Source organism: Gilliamella sp. Choc6-1 (assembly GCF_001690385.1).
GTDB classification, from domain to species: Bacteria; Pseudomonadota; Gammaproteobacteria; order Enterobacterales; family Orbaceae; genus Gilliamella; species Gilliamella apicola_A.
In genome coordinates, this window is record NZ_LZHI01000041.1 from 45,243 (window position 1) to 62,820 (window position 17,578).

The following is a 17,578-nucleotide window of genomic DNA, read 5'->3' on the forward strand; positions in this document are numbered from 1 at the left end:
ATAAACTTTTAAAAATTATTTAATAAATTATACAAGGTTATACTATAAGAAACAGTGTAAAACAGCTGTATTTATTACAATGGAATGGGATAATTAATAACCTATGAATTAGTCATACTATAACAATAACTTTTCAAAAAAGATATATTTGAATTCAAACCTAATTTAATGAAATAATACTAAAAATAAGAGTAACTAAAAAAATATTTACTAAATAAATTATCCATTTGGTAAATTAGGTTTTATTACCAAATGGCAGATTAATATTGATTTGAGTCTATAAAAATAATTTGTTAAATTTCATTATGGCATACTATCCGAAATCCGATTGATAAATTCATTATTATCTACTTTACCTAAAAAAGACTTATAAAAAACAATTTGTTTGGCATTTGGGTTATTTGGTGCCCATAATTGTTCATAACAATAAGGTAATTCAACTGTTAAGTTATGTTGGTTTAAATAAGTCTTATCAACAAGATAATTACAAGACTGCTTAAAATAGTTTTTCCATTTTCTTCGCATTTTTAAATTAATATCATCAGTTTCTTCATATAAGATAGATTCAGAATAGATCGTTAAGCATGGCAAATTAAAGGCGGCTGCGATATGAACAATAGAAGTGTCAACGGTTACTACATATGATGATTTTTTTACTAAGGCAACAATATCTAAAATTGAGTTAGATTTAAATTTTAATCCTAATTTTGCATCAATTTTATTCAGTTTATTAGGTTCACCAATAAATACTATTTGATAACCAAACTTTGTTTCTTTCAAACTTGATACAAGGCATTCCATTTGCCATTGAGATAATTCCCGCTTTCTTGCTCCACCAAAAGGATTAACGATAACAAATTTGTCTATATTATTTTGGGATAAAAAATCTAATATATATTTTTCGTTTGCTGATGATGTATGAAGGTCATAACTGTAATCATGAGTTCTCACATTTAAATAGGTATATACCATATTTAGCTGATTTGTTATATGAGCATTATTATCATAATAAGGGATAGATATATTATAAGTTTTCACATTGCTTTTATTAAATCCCATTAAATGAGTTGAGTTGGTAAAAGCGCAAAATATAATTTTTCTCATCTCGAAAGAATAAAAAGGCCTAGTGTCAATAACAAGGTCAAAATGCTTTTTCCTAATTTTTTTTATGGTATGAAATAAATCTTTTATTGAATAGTCATTGTAGCTAAAAGTGCCTTTTACATATGGGTTATGCTCAATAATAGCCAGACTTCCTTGTTGCGATGATACATATACATCATAGCCTGCTTGCGCGAGATTTTTGATTAACGGGGTGGTCACTACCAAATCGCCAATTTTGTCATTACGAGCAATTAAAATTGTTTTTATTTTTGAAGGATCAAATTCCTCTTTTCTTTTAGGAAAACAGCATATTAATAGTTTGTTTATTGTATTTAGAAAAAATAATTTTATTTTTTTACGTAAAAACTTTATTTGCCACACAAAATTACTCATACTCTTTAAATCCTAGCTTGGTTTGTTATTTTTTTCTTTCTTGTTTAATTTCAATAATAAATAAGTTATTAAAAATTTTGTCCCTTTAAATAATTTACCTTTTTTTAAAAAGGACTTTCCATAAATACGATAATCATTAATTCTCATTCTCGGAAGATAACTTTTTAAAGGTTGCTTATGCCATGGCGTGAAATGTTTATAAAAAACATATAAGTTTTGAGCTAACCCAATATGCTCAAGATACCAAGGCTTTCTTGCTCCAGTAAAATGGATAATATAAGGAAGAGTATCTTCATGGTAAAAAAATTGTTCTTTTTCAGATTCAGTCATCCAAGTAAAAAGATAATTCCATCTACAATCAATAAATTTAACATGATTTTGTAAAACAAGATTTAATGCATCTTGATCTGGATAAATCAGTTTTGACTGAGGATTTAATAAAATGGCATTAACTTTATTTTCAACGTCAAATTCACACCAATTTTTGGTATTAATATAAAGGAACCCAGAATTAAAATAATTCGCTGAATTTAATTTTAATCGACTAACATTTTTAGCTACGTTTTGCTGTTTTAATGAGTCTGAAACTACTGCACATATTACAGTATCAATATCAACCTGTTTAATTGAAGATATGTCTTTGAAACAGAGCGTATCAGCATCTAAATAGATAAATTTATCCACTTTACCTAATAGTAGTCGAGGGACTAATAACCGAATATACATTGAACGGTTAATATGTTTTAATTTATGCTCATTTTGATATTTTTCTATTTCTTGCTGGTCAATTGTCAGAATTTCAATAGGGGCATCAAGTTTTTGAAAGATTTGAAGTTCACTTTTCGGAACATCATATAAAAATACATAGAATTGTATAGAATTATGTAAATTATTTAATTGAATTGATTTTATTGCAATTGCGACATATTCAAGATAATTACTATCTGTACAAAAGGCTATATTTATTTTTTGATTATTCATATTGTTTCTGCCCTGTTATTACAGTTTAATTAGATTAAACACTTCTACTTATCCATTTAGTTACTTTTTTGAACCACGCCTAATATATCGATAATATAAGCTACCAAAAATCCAAACCATTAAGTTAGTAGATTTGATAATTTTTATTTTTTTTTGATCAGTTTTACGTAAGTATTGTGTATCAACAATTTTTATCTCATTGATAAATCCTAAATCTTTATTAAGATAATTACGAATTTGCTTGTAGTTGAAGTTTTTTAAATATTCAATTAATAGTTTTGTTTTTAGTTTGACTAAAATTGATTGAACCAACTGCTTTACAATAAGTTGATCTTCACAATGATAATTCTGATTTAAATAAAATTGTATACGTGACCATGTGTTAATATCTTCTAAATATAAATCAATTATTGCAGTTGCATTTGTTACTGATTTTTCACGATAAAAATAATTAAATAAGTGCTCTTTTACCACAAAGACATCACTTTTAGTTATTGTTTTGATCGTAAAGAAAATATCTTCACACACTTTTAGATCGATATCGAATGTGATGTTATTGTCGATTAAAAATGAACGTCTAAACAGCATACCTGAGATATGAAAGCATTTTTCAAGAAAACTTTTGACAATATTACCCTCATTAAAATTAAATATCTCTTTAACAATACTACTTTTTTTTATCCGATAAAATCCACAATAAACAATGTTGCCATGTGTTTGCTGTTGTCGTAATAACATTGTTTCAAAAAAGGTAGGAGCATAAGTGTCATCACTATCTAAAAAGCAAATAAACTCACCTGTAGAACATTCTATCCCTTTATTCCTTGCTGCTGATACCCCACTATTAGTTTGATGATAAACAATACATTTATTATTATTTTGCTGATATTCATCTAGCAATTGTGATGTGCCATCGGTTGATCCATCATCAATAATTATCATTTGGTAATTTTGATAAGTCTGCGCCTCCACTGATTTAAGGGTCTTTTCAATCACATCTTTTGTATTATAAGCAGGGATAACTACCGATATTAGAGGGTTAATATTCATGTAAACCTTAATTAAAATAATTATAAACCGTTAATGTGTTATACATTGTTTTGCATTCATAATATAACTGATTTTATTCTTCACCAATAATGATTACTTGGATTTATACAATTTTAGCTAAATGTTATTGAGTTCGCTAAATCATTTTTTCCAAATTTTATGCTTTAAATATAGAGTATAATAAAGAACAGCTCTCCAATATTTACCTTCATTCGATAAAATTTTAGCGTAACGGCGAGTAGTTGAAGGTGATTTGTTATTGGCTAATAATAATGAAGTGTCCCTCCAAGGCGATCCATTAATATATTGCTGATATACAGGGGTCAAATAAAGTCTAAACCATGGTTTGCTACCTGATACATAATGAATAAAAATGGCGTTATCAGATACTTTCAAATCCTCATTTCCTTCAACTGTAAGTACTGTAATATTATTATATTTTCTTGGAAGATAATATACTTTATCTTTCAATAAAAGGTTTAATACATCTTGATCTGGGAATTTATAAGCTACGCCTTCATTTAATAGATTTAGCGCTTTATTTGTTACATCTAACTGATTCCAGTTTTCGATGTTATATAGAATTACACCGGAATTAAAATAATTACCATATTCGATTTCAAATTTTTTGCATTGGGATTTTTGAGTATTTTCAACATCAGGGACAGCAGCAACAACTTGATCAGTTAAATTAGTATTAAATAGTTGTTCTAATGATCCTAAACATAATGTATCGCTATCAACATAAAGTAATTTGTTAATATCTTTAGATATAATTAATGGAGCAATTATGCGTAGGCAAGCTGAAACAGGAAAATATTTGGTGTTATTTGTATGAATTTGGAGTTTATCGTTAATATCATATTCAGTTAATGATACTAAATCCGATGCAAGTTGGGCTATTTTACTTTTATTCGCATCTGATACATTCTGCATAAATAAATGGAAATGTAATGCTTTATCTGCATTATTTTTAATAATTGAGTGGATATTTACTCCTGCAGGTAAGGCATAATCATCATCAAAACAAAGAAGCACATGCCATTGTTCGGGCGATGTTTTATTATTTAAAATTATTTCTTTTTTATTTTGTAGGAATTCATTAATATTAATCATTTATTATTTCCACTGTTGTACCAACTAATTAAAAGCTATCGTTTTGAGTTAAATCCAATAGTTTTGGAACAAATTATTAAAACGCGATATCAAAAATTATCTTTTATATAAGTTTTGTACATATAGTCTTCATTATTTGCAAATTTTTGGACGGTAATGAAATTTTTCATAATCGCCTTTTTTCGAGATAAATAATCTGCCTCATTACATTGATTAATTATATATTCAATATTATCAATTTCACTTTCATCTACTCGGATAATACCATCTTCATCAAAAAATTCATAAATTTTAGTCGCTCCAATGTAGATAGGCACTGTCTGAGTTGCAAAGCAATTTGTCAATTTTTCGGTAAAACAATATGGTGATATTTCATTTTCAAAGATAATAGAATACCGATAATCTTTCAAAGTATCATAAGGTTCAACAATGTTACCACCGTCAAACGTTCCAAACGTATCAACATTGGGATTATTTTTTAATTTAATCGCAGTCGCAATTCGTTTAAGATGTAAATCACATAATCTTTTTCCGGAAGATATCATGGATATATTTTTTATCTTTTCATAAAATAAGTTTTGTTGAAAGATTCCCTCTAAGTTAGGTAACATAATAAAATCTCTTGTAAAAAGTTTTATGTCTGCACAAAAAGGAACAAATCGAGCATTTGGTATTTCGTTTAATAATTTTTCATCATAGGTAAATATCAAATCAAAATCTTTTTCTAACCCCTGATAGTTTTTGAATATATCATAACTATCTGGTTTTATACCTTTTGTTTCAACTAGAGCACCAAAACGATTACGTGGTGACCCCATTGTTTCTAACATACGACCATGGGTATATAAATGTAAAGGCAATTCGAAATTGTATTTATCCCAATAGATAAGGTTACTTGTTTGCGATGAAGCATCAGGGCGATAGCGATCTCTTAAAAACATGACCCGAATTTTTTCACCTTTTTTATTGTAAATTTCGGGTTCAATGGAACATAGTCTTACATTAGGCTTGTAGATAGGAATATAGATATTTTCATAAATTTTTGCATTTTTTCTATATAATATATAAGGAGTTTTACTACCATATTTCTTTTTAAAGAAATATTTTTTTTTGTTATCTTTTATAAATAGACAAATAAAATCGACTACAATCCTTTTTAAACTCATCATATTACCTTATATTTCTAAGCTAACTTTACTACATTGCTGCTTTAAAATTAATCACTATAAACAATGAATATATCGATACAAATCAAATTTTTTTGAATTTTATTTATTGTTAAATATATAACCGTAAAATCTGCAATGCCACAATAAATTATCCTAATTGATTTGATAAATACAATTTAGCATAAATACCTTCTTTTTGAAGTAATGTTTTATGATTACCTCGTTCAATTATATGCCCATTATCAATAACTAATATTTCATCAGCTTTTTCAATAGTAGATAATCTATGTGCTATAACAATAGCTGTTCGGCCTTTTTGCAATTCATCTAAGGCTTTTTGAATGGCTCTTTCTGATTCAGTATCTAGCGCAGAAGTAGCCTCATCTAAAATTAAAATTGGGCTATTCCGTAAAAGTGCTCTAGCAATAGCAATTCGTTGTCTTTGCCCACCAGATAATAGCGAACCACCTTCACCAACCTTGGTATCAAATCCATTTTCACATTGTATAATGAAATCATAAGCATAAGCCTTTTTTGCAGCTTCTTCTATTTCCTCTATTGTGTACTCACCAATCCGACCATAAGCAATATTGTTAGCAATAGAATCATTAAAGAGATGAACATTTTGTGATACTAATCCAATTTGATTACGCAAAGAATTTAACGTTAAATCCTGTATATTGTAACCGTCAATGAATATTTCACCTTCAGAAATATCATAAAAACGCGCTAATAAACTAGCTATTGTCGTTTTTCCTGAACCTGATCGCCCAACCAATGCTACAGTTTTTCCAGCTGGGACTGAAAAACTAATATCTTGTAAAGCCAAATCTTGCCGTGTTTCATAACCAAAAGATACATGATTAAACTTAATATCGCCCTTGACTCTTTCGATATTTACAGTGCCTTTATCTGATTCTACTGGTTGTTCTAAAATAGCAAAGAGTGTCTGACAAGCAGCCATACCTTTTTGAAAATTAGCATTAACACTCGTTAAACTTTTGATTGGTTGCATTAATGCAACTAATGATGAAAAAACAACAGTAAATTCACCTGGTGTTATATTTAGTTCAGGATCACTTGCAGTAAGCAAGACAAATGCTATTGCGAAGGAAATAACTGATTGTATAATTGGTGTAGACAATGCTGATATAGACACTAAACGCATACCATCACGACGAAATTTATTACTTACTTTTTCAAAATTTTTTGACTCTTCATCTTGGGCTCCAAATACAATTATTTCTCGATGCCCTTTAAGCATTTGCTCGACCGACATGGTAACATTACCCATGGAGTTTTGCATATTTTTGGCTAATTTTCTAAACTTTACAGAAATAAAGGTAATTAAGCTAACAACAATAGGAGTAACAATAATTAAAGACAACGATAACTGCCAGCTGTTATAAAACATTGTGTAGAAAAGCCCACATACAAAAGCTGATTCACGTATTATTGTAATTAAGGCATCTGACGATGAAGCAGCGACTTGTTCTGTATCATAAGTAATTCTAGATAATAACCTTCCTGTTGAAGATTGATCGTAGAAGCTAACAGGAGCATCAACAAAGTGAGCAAATAACCTTTGTCGAATCCGCATAACAATTTTACCTGAAACTAAGGCTAAAAATACAGAATAACCATAATTTGCAATACCTCGCATCAGTACTAAACCAAAGATGAAAAAGGGTGCCATATATAAAAACTCTTGATCATTCATTGAAAACCCACGATCAAGCAATGGGCGCAATATGCCAATCAATGAAGTATCAGCAAATGCACTAATAATTAACAAAATTACTGATATAAATAAAATAAATTTATGTTGTGCAATATATGGCCATAACTTCAAAAAAGTTTGCCATGTTGATGAATCTCGATCTATATCATTAATATTTTTATGGTTATTTTGAGTCATATTTTTTTACTAAATCAACTATTTTAAGAGTTAAATTGCATTTTATGCATTAATGCATAAATACCATTTTGTTCGATAAGTGATTGGTGATTGCCATCTTCTACAATTCTACCGCTATCAATAACTAAAATACGATCAGCTTTTTCAATCGTCGATAAACGATGAGCAATGATAATCGAAGTTCTACCTTTTTGTAATCTTTCAATGGCTTCTTGGACCAGCTTTTCTGACTCGTTGTCGAGAGCTGAGGTTGCTTCATCCAAAATTAAAATTGGGTTATTTCGTAATAATACTCTTGCAATAGCAATACGTTGCCGCTGACCTCCAGATAATAAAATACCATTATCACCAATTTCAGTATCAATACCATGCTCTAATTTATCAATAAATTCCATTGCATTAGCAAGTTTAGCCGCATTAATAATCTCTTCTAGACTATGCTGACCTTTTTCACCGTAAACAATATTATCTGCAATAGTTCCATTAAATAAATGTACTTGCTGAGACACATAACCAATTTGATTTCTTAATGACTTTAAAGTATAGTCTTTGACATTTATAGAATCTAAACATATTTCACCTTGTTCTAAGTCATAAAATCTAGGAATTAAGCTTGCAATAGTTGATTTACCTGCTCCTGAGCGCCCAACTAAAGCTAACGTTTGTCCTGCTTTAATTTTTAAATTAATATTATTAAGAGCTGGTGAATGAGCCGTTGGATACTGATATGTTACATTTTTGAACTCAATATCACCTCGAATATGATTAGCAACAATCGTTCCACTATCTTCTTCTAATGGTGAGTCAAGCAATTCAAATAATGATTCACATGCCACAGCACCTTTTTGTAATTCCACATGTAAACTGGTTAATTCCCGTAGTGGACGCATCACCGCAACCATAGCAGAAAAAACCACAGTAAAAGAACCTGGTGTGATATCTAAACTCTGGCTTGCAACGAGATATAATATTAATCCTAAACCACATGTTGCAATCAACTGTATAATCGGCGTAGATAATCGGGAAACAAATTCGATTTTAAGTAAACCACGTCGAAAAGTGTCAGTAATTTCATTGAAATTAGATCGTTCATACTCTTTTGCATTAAAAACTAAAACTTCCTTATGCCCTTTTAGCATTTCATCAGCTGCGGCAGTAATCTCCCCCATACCTTTTTGCATCGAAGTAAGTGTTTCTCTAAATCTTTTTGCAATAAATTGAGCAACCAGAATAATTAAAGGTACAAGAATAATTAATACTAATGCTAATTTCCAATTACCATAAAACATCACTATACATAAACCAACAGCGTATGTTATTTCGCGCACAAGAATAATTAATGCATCAGAAGAAGCTTTCGATAACATTTGAGTGTTAAACGTAATAATTGATACTAAATCACCAATAGACTGTTTTTCATGATAACTAACTGGACTTTTCATTAAATGGTTGAAAATCATTTGTCTAAATTTAGTGATAACTTTACCTGACAACCAAGATAAACAATAGGTTGATCCATAATTGGATAAGCCTCTTAATGCTATTAACCCAATAATAGCAATAGCAATAGTAATTAAAAGCCCATAGTTTTTATCCATTAGACCATTATCAAGCAACGGTTTGGTCAACGATATTAAAGTTGAATCTGTAATTGCATTTAATAAAAGACCCAAAATTGCAACAAACAAAGCCTTTTTGTATGGCTTTACAAATGGCCAAAGTTTTATAAGTGCAGTCAAGGAATTATATTTTTTGGACATAATTTAAAATTTTATATAAGTAAATTGGAAAGATTATACTATAAAAAAAACGGTATTGATTAAATTATCGAACTATTACCTTTTTTTTACATTACATAATGTAATCAATTTTCAGAACATTATTTAATACTAGCTATTAATTATATTTGAGTTTTTACCTATCCCAAAATTAGAAATCATTTACAATGCGCTGAAATAATTGCAGAAAAAATAAAACATTCAAAGTATATATACTAGTATATAATTAATTTCTATGTTAATTATTTACATCTTATAACTATATGATTTCTAATAGAAATAATTATTAAATACTTTTTATAGCATTAAAAATTAAAACTCTATTGATAAACATCTTCAAAAACTCCTTTCAATCCTATTGGATTAATAGAAACTATTTCTATATCAGGATAAAACTGATCTTTGAACTTTTTAAATACGTGCCATCCATTTAAAAGAGAATCAATATTAGAAGAAAATGCATTTTGATCATCGTTATCAAAGTAGCCATTTTGGCATACATCGCACCCAACTAAATAAATTCGCTTTGGATGAGTATAAAGAGCAAATGCTAATGCAGAAAATACAACGGATCCATATTCTGGAAAAACTGAAGATGTAATATCAGGGAAAAAATCGGTAAAGAAACTGCCAACATAATATCGCTTAGCATTGGCTTTAATTAAATCTTTTTCCGGTATGGAAGCACCAAAAGTTATGCTGCTTCCATAAAATTTTTGACATGTTTCAGGATTATAATTATTTATTGCATCAATATCGTTTTTAAGACCAGTGATATCTTGAATAAAAATAAAATCAAGGCTAATATCACCACGTCTGAAAGCCCTATTTACACCAATATTGATTGTATTTTCAATTGGCTGATATTTTGCAAGCGTGGGACCAGTGCATAAAATGACTATATCTTGACCTGTAAATTTATTTTTAAAACCAGCAAAACTTTCCATATGAGCTTTTGAATAAGCATTAATATTGTTAATATTCAAAGATAACCCATTAAATTGATTATCAATATTTTTAGATAGGCTATTAATATTATTAATGCGTCCATCAATTTCATTCATAAATATATTGAATTTATTATCTATATTATAAGTGATCTTACTTATATGCTCACTGATATAGCCTTCTAACTTTTCATACCTAGCTGCATTCTCAGTTCGAATAATACTAACTTCATTTGCTAATTTTTCTGTAAGAGACTTAATATAGTTTAATTTCACTCTTTTCAAAATTTTAAAACCAAAAAAATAAACGCACATTAAGCTTTTTGAATTTACGACTTTAACACAATTTAATCCAAAAAGTTGATAATAACGAGTATCACCATTTTTTACTTTCTTATAAATCATAAAATTTTTATTTTCCTAAAATTATATAAATAAATCATTAAAATTATACTAATGAAATTTACTTATAATTACAACATACTAGTAAATTATGTGTTTTATATACATCTTATTTTTGAATAATATTTAGAATATTAACTAGCCGAAATTATTATTCGAAAATAATTACATTTTTTTATAAGTTTTATAAATATAATAAGGAAAAAGAAAATAAGAAAAACTAAAAGTTAATACTTTTTTGATAAATTTTTTGACGGGTTTCTTTTTTTTCTTTTTATTATCTTCTTGATAAAAAGGCTGGTAGTATTTATCCTTTATATTCAGTAGAGGAACTTTATTTTCAATATCAGGAAAACAATCAAGATCCAAATCAAATAATATGGTTTCATTACAATAATTTAAAAAGAAAATAATTTCTTCCTTACTGTTACACATCCCTATTACCCATTTTATTAATCCTGATAATATTACAATAAAATAAGTCTTATTATCATTTAATAAATTATTATCTGAAAGCCTTAATAATAAATATTTCATTACATCTATTGCATCAAACATCTTTTTCCTATCTTTAGCTGAAAAATATGTTTTATGCATTATAGAATCACTTCGAAGTAAATAATTATAAAGATGAACATCAATAGCATAAATCGTTTTTGCACAACAAAGATATTGCAATACAAATGCCATATCATCATGATAATAACCTGAAGGAAAGGCTATATTATATTTTTCAATAATACTTCTTTTAAAAATTTTATTCCAAAGAACACTATTAACTCTAGTTTTAAAAGGAAAAGTTAATGAATGAAGACCATAATAAGTTAGCTTATGATAATCAATATCATTATCACGCAAATCATATTTTTGTTCATCTTTGACAACATTACAATTACATATGGCTAAATCAACACTTTTAGATTGAATAGTTTCCAACATTTTTTCACACATTGTTGGCTCGTACCAATCATCACTATCACAAAACATAATGAATTCACCACAAGATTTTTTTAATCCTTTGTTTCTTGCTTCTGCAGGCCCACTATTTTCTTGATCAATAACAATTATGCGTTTATCTTTTTGTGAAAAACTATTCAATATAGTTAAAGAATTATCTTTAGAACCATCATTAACGCATATAATTTCAATGTTTTTAAAAGTTTGATTTAATAAACTATCAATGCACTTTTTAATAAATTTATCACAGTTGTATACAGGTATAATAATTGATATATCAGGTAACATCTATTCCTCACAATATAACTGATAGAGAAAAATTTTTTCTAACGTAAATTTTTTATTATACGATAAAACCAAGAAATTTCTTATTTTAATTTTTTCTTTGTATTTTTTATATAGCTATCCCATAAAATAGTACAGCTCAAAGTAGATATTCCAGTTAAAGAGCTTTGCCGAAAATATGGCATGAGTAATTCAGCCTTTTATAAATAGAGAGAAAAATATAACAGTATGGAAAACTCAGATAACAAACTTTTAAAATAATTTGAAGCAAAATATCGGAAGATTAATCAAGCTTGTTGAGTTAAATTTAAAATCACAGCTTCATGAGAAAATCATAAACAAGCTAGCTCCCACCAAAGACGAAAAACATCAGCAAAAGAGCTACAAGTTACTAAATATATCTTAATTACCATAAGTTGTTCTATTGATGGATTAAGTGGTAGTGCTTACTACAACTTAACTTACTAGATGACTCAACGATTATTTTGATATTGAACAATATATAGATGAAAAACATTTACCTGGGGAGCCTAAATATTTTCATTGTATATCTGAAATCTAGGCTATAAATGGAAGCATAGCCGTATTTATTGGGTATATTGTGAGTTAAAATTTAACCTCAAAATAAAGCGTAAAAGCGTATCCCACTATTAGCACCAGAAAAAGTGAACGCTCTTCAATAAATAAGGTAAATATTGATCAATGGATTTTATGAATGATAGTAGTCAAAATCAACGTTATATTAGAACTTTCAACATCATCAATAATTTCAACCGAGAAGCATTAGGGATTCATTGGCATTGCTGTCAAATTATCGGTTGGTAGAATTTACCTATTATCTAGATAAATTGACTGATATCATCGGTGATATAATCAAAATATGGGGCAATAATGAACCTGAATTTACTGGAAGAATCTTTACCTCTTGGGCAAAACCTTAAAGTATCACCATTGATTATATTGAGCCTGATAGCCCATATCAAAATGATTACAATGAACGATTTAACCAGACTTACTGAACCGATGTGTTAGATTTGTATTTTTTAACAACCTAGAACAAGCTGGGAGAATGACCGAAGAATCACTCGCCATTTATAATACTTAAAGATCCCATGAGGTATTAAATAATATGATCCCTATTGAATATAGTCACTAAAATAATCAACATAATTTTCTACGTTAGTTTTGGACTAAAAATGGAGTATTTACAGTTAAACCACATAAAGCAGTTTTGGAAAAAACGCCTTATGAGTTTTTAGAAGATTATTTTAACCATGGAGTATAAATAATTGGGTATTTTCTGTTTTACTACTTACTAAACCTAGTGAACTGTATTATTATCAATTGTGCCAATAAGCCCTTTTTTGTCAGAAATTAAAACGTTGGAAAACCATGATGTTCTAGCCCTCAAAATTTCCTTGGGATATATTGCACAGTGACAAACTCGCATTCGCTATAAATTATACTTCCAGTGTGTTGCAATGTGCTCGTTTATTGTAAATTAGACCTGTATTTAGAATCAATTTTGATGATTTTTTTCAAATGTATATTATTAATATTGTTTTAGGCATAAAGCATTGTTATTGTTAATTTTTGGAGAAATTAAATTATAACAACAACTTTATGCCTTTTTAAAGATAAACAGCTCCTAAATTGCTTTTTAAAAAATTTTTATAATTTTTTATATATTCGATAAATATAATATGGAAAAAGCAAATAACTACGAATGATAACTAATATTTTACCAAAAATCATTTTGTTAACTTTAGTTATTTTCTTAATCTCTTTCTGACTGGATATATTATTTTCTTTTTGAATATTATGTAGCTTTCTGAAGAAATCATAATTTTTATCTTTTACCATATTTATGTAATAACGTTCATTACTTTCAGGGAAAATATCTAGATCTAAATCAAAAATCAGTTTCTCATTACAATAATTTAAAAAATAAACCATTTTCTCTTCATTGTTATTATATTTTAATACCCATTGAATCACTGAAACTAACTTTGTTATAAAAAGCTTTTTATTACCAACTAAATTATTATTTTCAACTAATTTAGAATAAAAATATTTCATTGCATCAATTACATCAAATAATTTTTTTTCATGATTTGGTGTAAAATAAGTTTGATGCATTATCGAATTGCTTCGAAATACATAATTATATAGATTACAATCAATTGCATACAAATTTTTTGACGAACAAAGATATTGTAAAATAAACGCCACATCGTCATGATAATAACCAGATGGAAAATCAATATTAAATTTATCAATAATACTTTTTTTGAAGATCTTATTCCAAAGGACACTACTAACTTTATGCCTCAGTTCAAAAGTCAACGTGTGATATCCAAAAATATTTAGTTTATGATAATTAATATCATCATCACGCACATCATATGATTTGTCATACTTTACAATATTGCAATCACACATAACCATATCGACATTTTTTAGTCTTATTGTTTCCAACATTTTTTCACACATAGTTGGTTCATACCAATCATCGCTATCGCAAAACATGATGTATTCACCTTGTGCAATAGCTAGTCCTCTATTTCTAGCAATTGCTGGACCTTGATTTTCTTGGCTTAACAAAACGATATGAGAATGTTTACTAGCATAATCCTTTAAAATGTTAAGCGACTCATCAGTAGATCCATCATCGATACAGATGATTTCTATGTTATCTATAGTTTGATTTAATAAACTATCAATACTTTTTTTCAAATATTTATCACAATTATAAACAGGTACAATAATTGATATATCTAATGACATTAGAACCTCATAATATTCAAATTAGTTAAACTAGCCGCTGTATACCCATAAATAAAGTTATTCAAGATAATAAATTTATAATGTTAATTAATCGCTCTACTACAAGAACGCTCATATCAATCCTACCTTATTGCTAATATAGTTTTGATTTATTTCCCTATTCTAAAATATGAAAAACCAAGCTTATTAGCAAGATCACAATCTAAAAGATTACGAGCATCAAAAATATTTTTCGTTCTCATCGTTGACGCTATGCGATTCAAATCGTAATTTTTAAAATCATCCCATTCAGTTAAAATTACTAAAATATCTGCCCCATGAGCTACTGAATACATGTCATCAGCATAACAAATTTTATCGTCAAGCAGCTCTTTTGCATTTCCCATTCCTTTAGGATCATAAGCAATAATTTTTAACTCTGCTTTTAATAATTCTGCAATAATTTCCATTGCAGGACTTTCTCGACAATCATCCGTACCACCTTTAAATGCCAGCCCTAATACAGCAATTTTTGCATTTTTAACACTACTTACTTTTTCAATAATTTTTCCAGCAATATTCTGTTTTCGTTTTTCGTTGCCTTTTATTGCCGCATCAATTAGTGTAAGCTCCACACCATTTTGCTTAGCCATAAAATGCATGGCATGAGTATCTTTAGGGAAACAGCTGCCACCATAACCTGGTCCAGGGTTTAAAAATTTATTACCGATACGAGAATCTAACCCCATTCCTTTCGCTACTTCGTCTATATCAGCATGTGCTTTTTCACAAAAATCCGCCATTTCATTGATATAATGGATCTTCATCGCTAAAAATGCATTAGAAGCATATTTGATCGTTTCACTTGATCTTCTTTTCACAAATAAAATTTTTGATTTTTCAGAAAATGGTTTATATAACTCCGTTAATATTTCTTTTGCCTTTTCTGAATTGGTTCCTATTACAATACGATCAGGATTGAAAAAATCATAAACCGCAAAACCTTCTCTCAAAAATTCAGGCAAAGATACCACGTCAAATTTTGCCTCTGGGTTTCTTTTAGAAATTAACATTTCGATATCATCACCTGTACCAACAGGAACAGTAGATTTAGTTGCAATCACTGTATAGCCATCTAGATATTGAGCAAGTTCGGTAGCAGCTGCATGAACATATTTCATATCGGCTTCTTTAGTCACTGGATGGGGCGGTGTTCCTACTGCAATAAGGACAATATCTGCCCCAGCAACTCCTTCTTGCATAGAGGTTGTAAATGAAATATTTCCATTTTTTAAGTTTTTCTTTAATAGTTCTTCTAAACCATCTTCAAAAAGAGTAACTTCGCCTCTTTGTAATTTTTCTATTTTTGACAGTTCTCTGTCAATACAGATAACTCTATGACCTAATTCAGCTAGTCCAACACCTGTAGGCAACCCTACGTATCCCGTACCAATAATACCTATTTGCATTATTTATCACCTCTATTATTCATTATTTCAGATTTAAAATATTCAATCGTTTTGTCTAAACCATGATCTAAATCAATCTTTGGTTTCCATGATAATTTTTCATTCGCTAGAGATATATCAGGTTTACGCTGAGTAGGGTCATCTTTAGGCAAGTCACAATAAACAATTCTAGATGTTCCACCAACTTTAGCTATTACTTTTTCAGCTAACTCTTTTATCGTGAATTCACCTGGGTTACCTGTATTTACTGGTCCAACAAAATCATCCGAAGTTTTCATCATTTTGATCATTGCATCAATTAAATCATCTACATAACAAAATGAACGAGTTTGAGTACCTTCCCCGTAAATAGTAATATCTTCTCCACGCAGTGCTTGGCAAATAAAATTACTTACGACTCTTCCATCTTTTGGATCCATTCTTGGGCCATAAGTATTAAAAATGCGAATAACTTTTATTTTTACATTTTCTTCGCGATAATAATCAAAAAATAAACTTTCTGCACAACGTTTTCCTTCATCATAACAAGCTCTTATACCATTAGGGTTTACATTTCCACGATAACTTTCAACTTGGGGGTGAACTAACGGATCGCCATAAACTTCTGAAGTAGAGGATAACAATATTTTGGCATTTTTCTCTTTTGCCAATTCAAGTAGATTAATTGCCCCATAAACACAAGTTTTTGTTGTCATGATGGCAGCTTTTCCCTGATAAGCAGGAGGCGAGGCTGGACAGGCTAAATGATAAATTTCATCTAAAGAGCCATCGATTTCAATAGGATTAATAACATCATGGTTGATAAATGAAAAATTAGGGTGATCGATTATACTTGCCAAGTTTTTCATTCTACCTGTATAGTTATTATCCACGCAAATTACTTTGTTTCCTTCATTAATCAGTCTGATGCACAAATTTGATCCGAGGAAACCACTCCCACCTGTTACCAAAATGCTTGCCATTTATAATCTCCAATAACAATGACTTTATAATTTTTTAGCAAAAACGAATTTCTAGCTTGCTATATTTAATTTAATTTAAATTGATTTGATTTATTTTTTGACTAAATATGAATTAAAATATTATATTTTTCTTTTTAATTCTACAACTTATGGAGTGAGCAATGATAAATCTATATTCATGTTCTCCCTAACAAAAAAATTATTTAGCTTTACAAGCGAGTAAGTATAACTATATTATCTCATTATTGACAATATATTTTGTAATTATTTTGTAATTCATT

General features: G+C 28.7%; 13 protein-coding genes. 1 reads left to right on the forward strand and 12 read right to left on the reverse strand.

Features of this window, described 5'->3' with window-relative positions; translation table 11 throughout:
• Positions 1–303: 303 nt before the first annotated feature.
• From A9G36_RS06055 to A9G36_RS06095, 9 genes are all read right to left on the reverse strand, one after another.
• Positions 304–1,497 carry a glycosyltransferase family 9 protein gene (locus A9G36_RS06055; RefSeq protein WP_034943349.1) on the reverse strand — a complete coding sequence of 398 codons (1,194 nt, stop codon included), beginning with the start codon at positions 1,495–1,497 and terminating at the stop codon, positions 304–306.
• A 12-nt stretch (positions 1,498–1,509) separates the two neighbouring features.
• A complete protein-coding gene (locus tag A9G36_RS06060; protein ID WP_065574011.1) occupies positions 1,510–2,478 on the reverse strand; it encodes a glycosyltransferase family 8 protein in 969 nt (322 codons plus the stop codon).
• A gap of 60 nt (positions 2,479–2,538) precedes the next feature.
• Entirely contained in the window at positions 2,539–3,528 is a 990-nt protein-coding gene (locus tag A9G36_RS06065; protein WP_034943353.1) for a glycosyltransferase family 2 protein, read from the reverse strand.
• Positions 3,529–3,669: 141 nt separating this feature from the next.
• Complete coding sequence (locus tag A9G36_RS06070; protein WP_065569239.1) at positions 3,670–4,644, reverse strand: glycosyltransferase family 8 protein; 975 nt, start codon at positions 4,642–4,644, stop codon at positions 3,670–3,672.
• An 89-nt stretch (positions 4,645–4,733) separates the two neighbouring features.
• Complete coding sequence (locus tag A9G36_RS06075) at positions 4,734–5,810, reverse strand: glycosyltransferase family 10 domain-containing protein (protein ID WP_051824993.1); 1,077 nt, start codon at positions 5,808–5,810, stop codon at positions 4,734–4,736.
• A gap of 151 nt (positions 5,811–5,961) precedes the next feature.
• A complete protein-coding gene (msbA, locus tag A9G36_RS06080) occupies positions 5,962–7,731 on the reverse strand; it encodes a lipid A ABC transporter ATP-binding protein/permease MsbA (protein WP_065569241.1) in 1,770 nt (589 codons plus the stop codon).
• 23 nt (positions 7,732–7,754) lie between these two features.
• The gene (msbA, locus tag A9G36_RS06085; protein ID WP_065569242.1) at positions 7,755–9,491 is read right to left on the reverse strand and encodes a lipid A export permease/ATP-binding protein MsbA; all 1,737 of its coding nucleotides are present in this window, start codon (positions 9,489–9,491) and stop codon (positions 7,755–7,757) included.
• 338 nt (positions 9,492–9,829) lie between these two features.
• Positions 9,830–10,861: a hypothetical protein gene (locus tag A9G36_RS06090; protein ID WP_065585505.1), complete on the reverse strand. Its 1,032-nt coding sequence runs from the start codon at positions 10,859–10,861 to the stop codon at positions 9,830–9,832.
• A gap of 162 nt (positions 10,862–11,023) precedes the next feature.
• Entirely contained in the window at positions 11,024–12,103 is a 1,080-nt protein-coding gene (locus A9G36_RS06095) for a glycosyltransferase family 2 protein (protein WP_051824999.1), read from the reverse strand.
• Between the two features lie 947 nt (positions 12,104–13,050).
• Between A9G36_RS06095 and A9G36_RS10500 the strand changes: the two genes are divergently transcribed.
• Positions 13,051–13,119: a hypothetical protein gene (locus A9G36_RS10500; protein WP_442902655.1), complete on the forward strand. Its 69-nt coding sequence runs from the start codon at positions 13,051–13,053 to the stop codon at positions 13,117–13,119.
• 652 nt (positions 13,120–13,771) lie between these two features.
• Here the strand turns inward: A9G36_RS10500 and A9G36_RS06100 are convergent.
• The 3 genes from A9G36_RS06100 to A9G36_RS06110 form a co-directional block, all read right to left on the reverse strand.
• Positions 13,772–14,887, reverse strand: a complete 1,116-nt coding sequence (locus A9G36_RS06100) for a glycosyltransferase family 2 protein (RefSeq protein WP_065569244.1) — start codon at positions 14,885–14,887, stop codon at positions 13,772–13,774.
• 149 nt (positions 14,888–15,036) lie between these two features.
• Positions 15,037–16,335, reverse strand: a complete 1,299-nt coding sequence (locus A9G36_RS06105) for a UDP-glucose dehydrogenase family protein (RefSeq protein WP_034943359.1) — start codon at positions 16,333–16,335, stop codon at positions 15,037–15,039.
• On the reverse strand, positions 16,335–17,297 hold the full coding sequence (locus A9G36_RS06110; RefSeq protein ID WP_065569245.1) for a UDP-glucuronic acid decarboxylase family protein: 963 nt from the start codon (positions 17,295–17,297) through the stop codon (positions 16,335–16,337). The genes A9G36_RS06105 and A9G36_RS06110 overlap by 1 nt, the downstream gene beginning before the upstream one ends.
• Positions 17,298–17,578 lie beyond the last annotated feature (281 nt).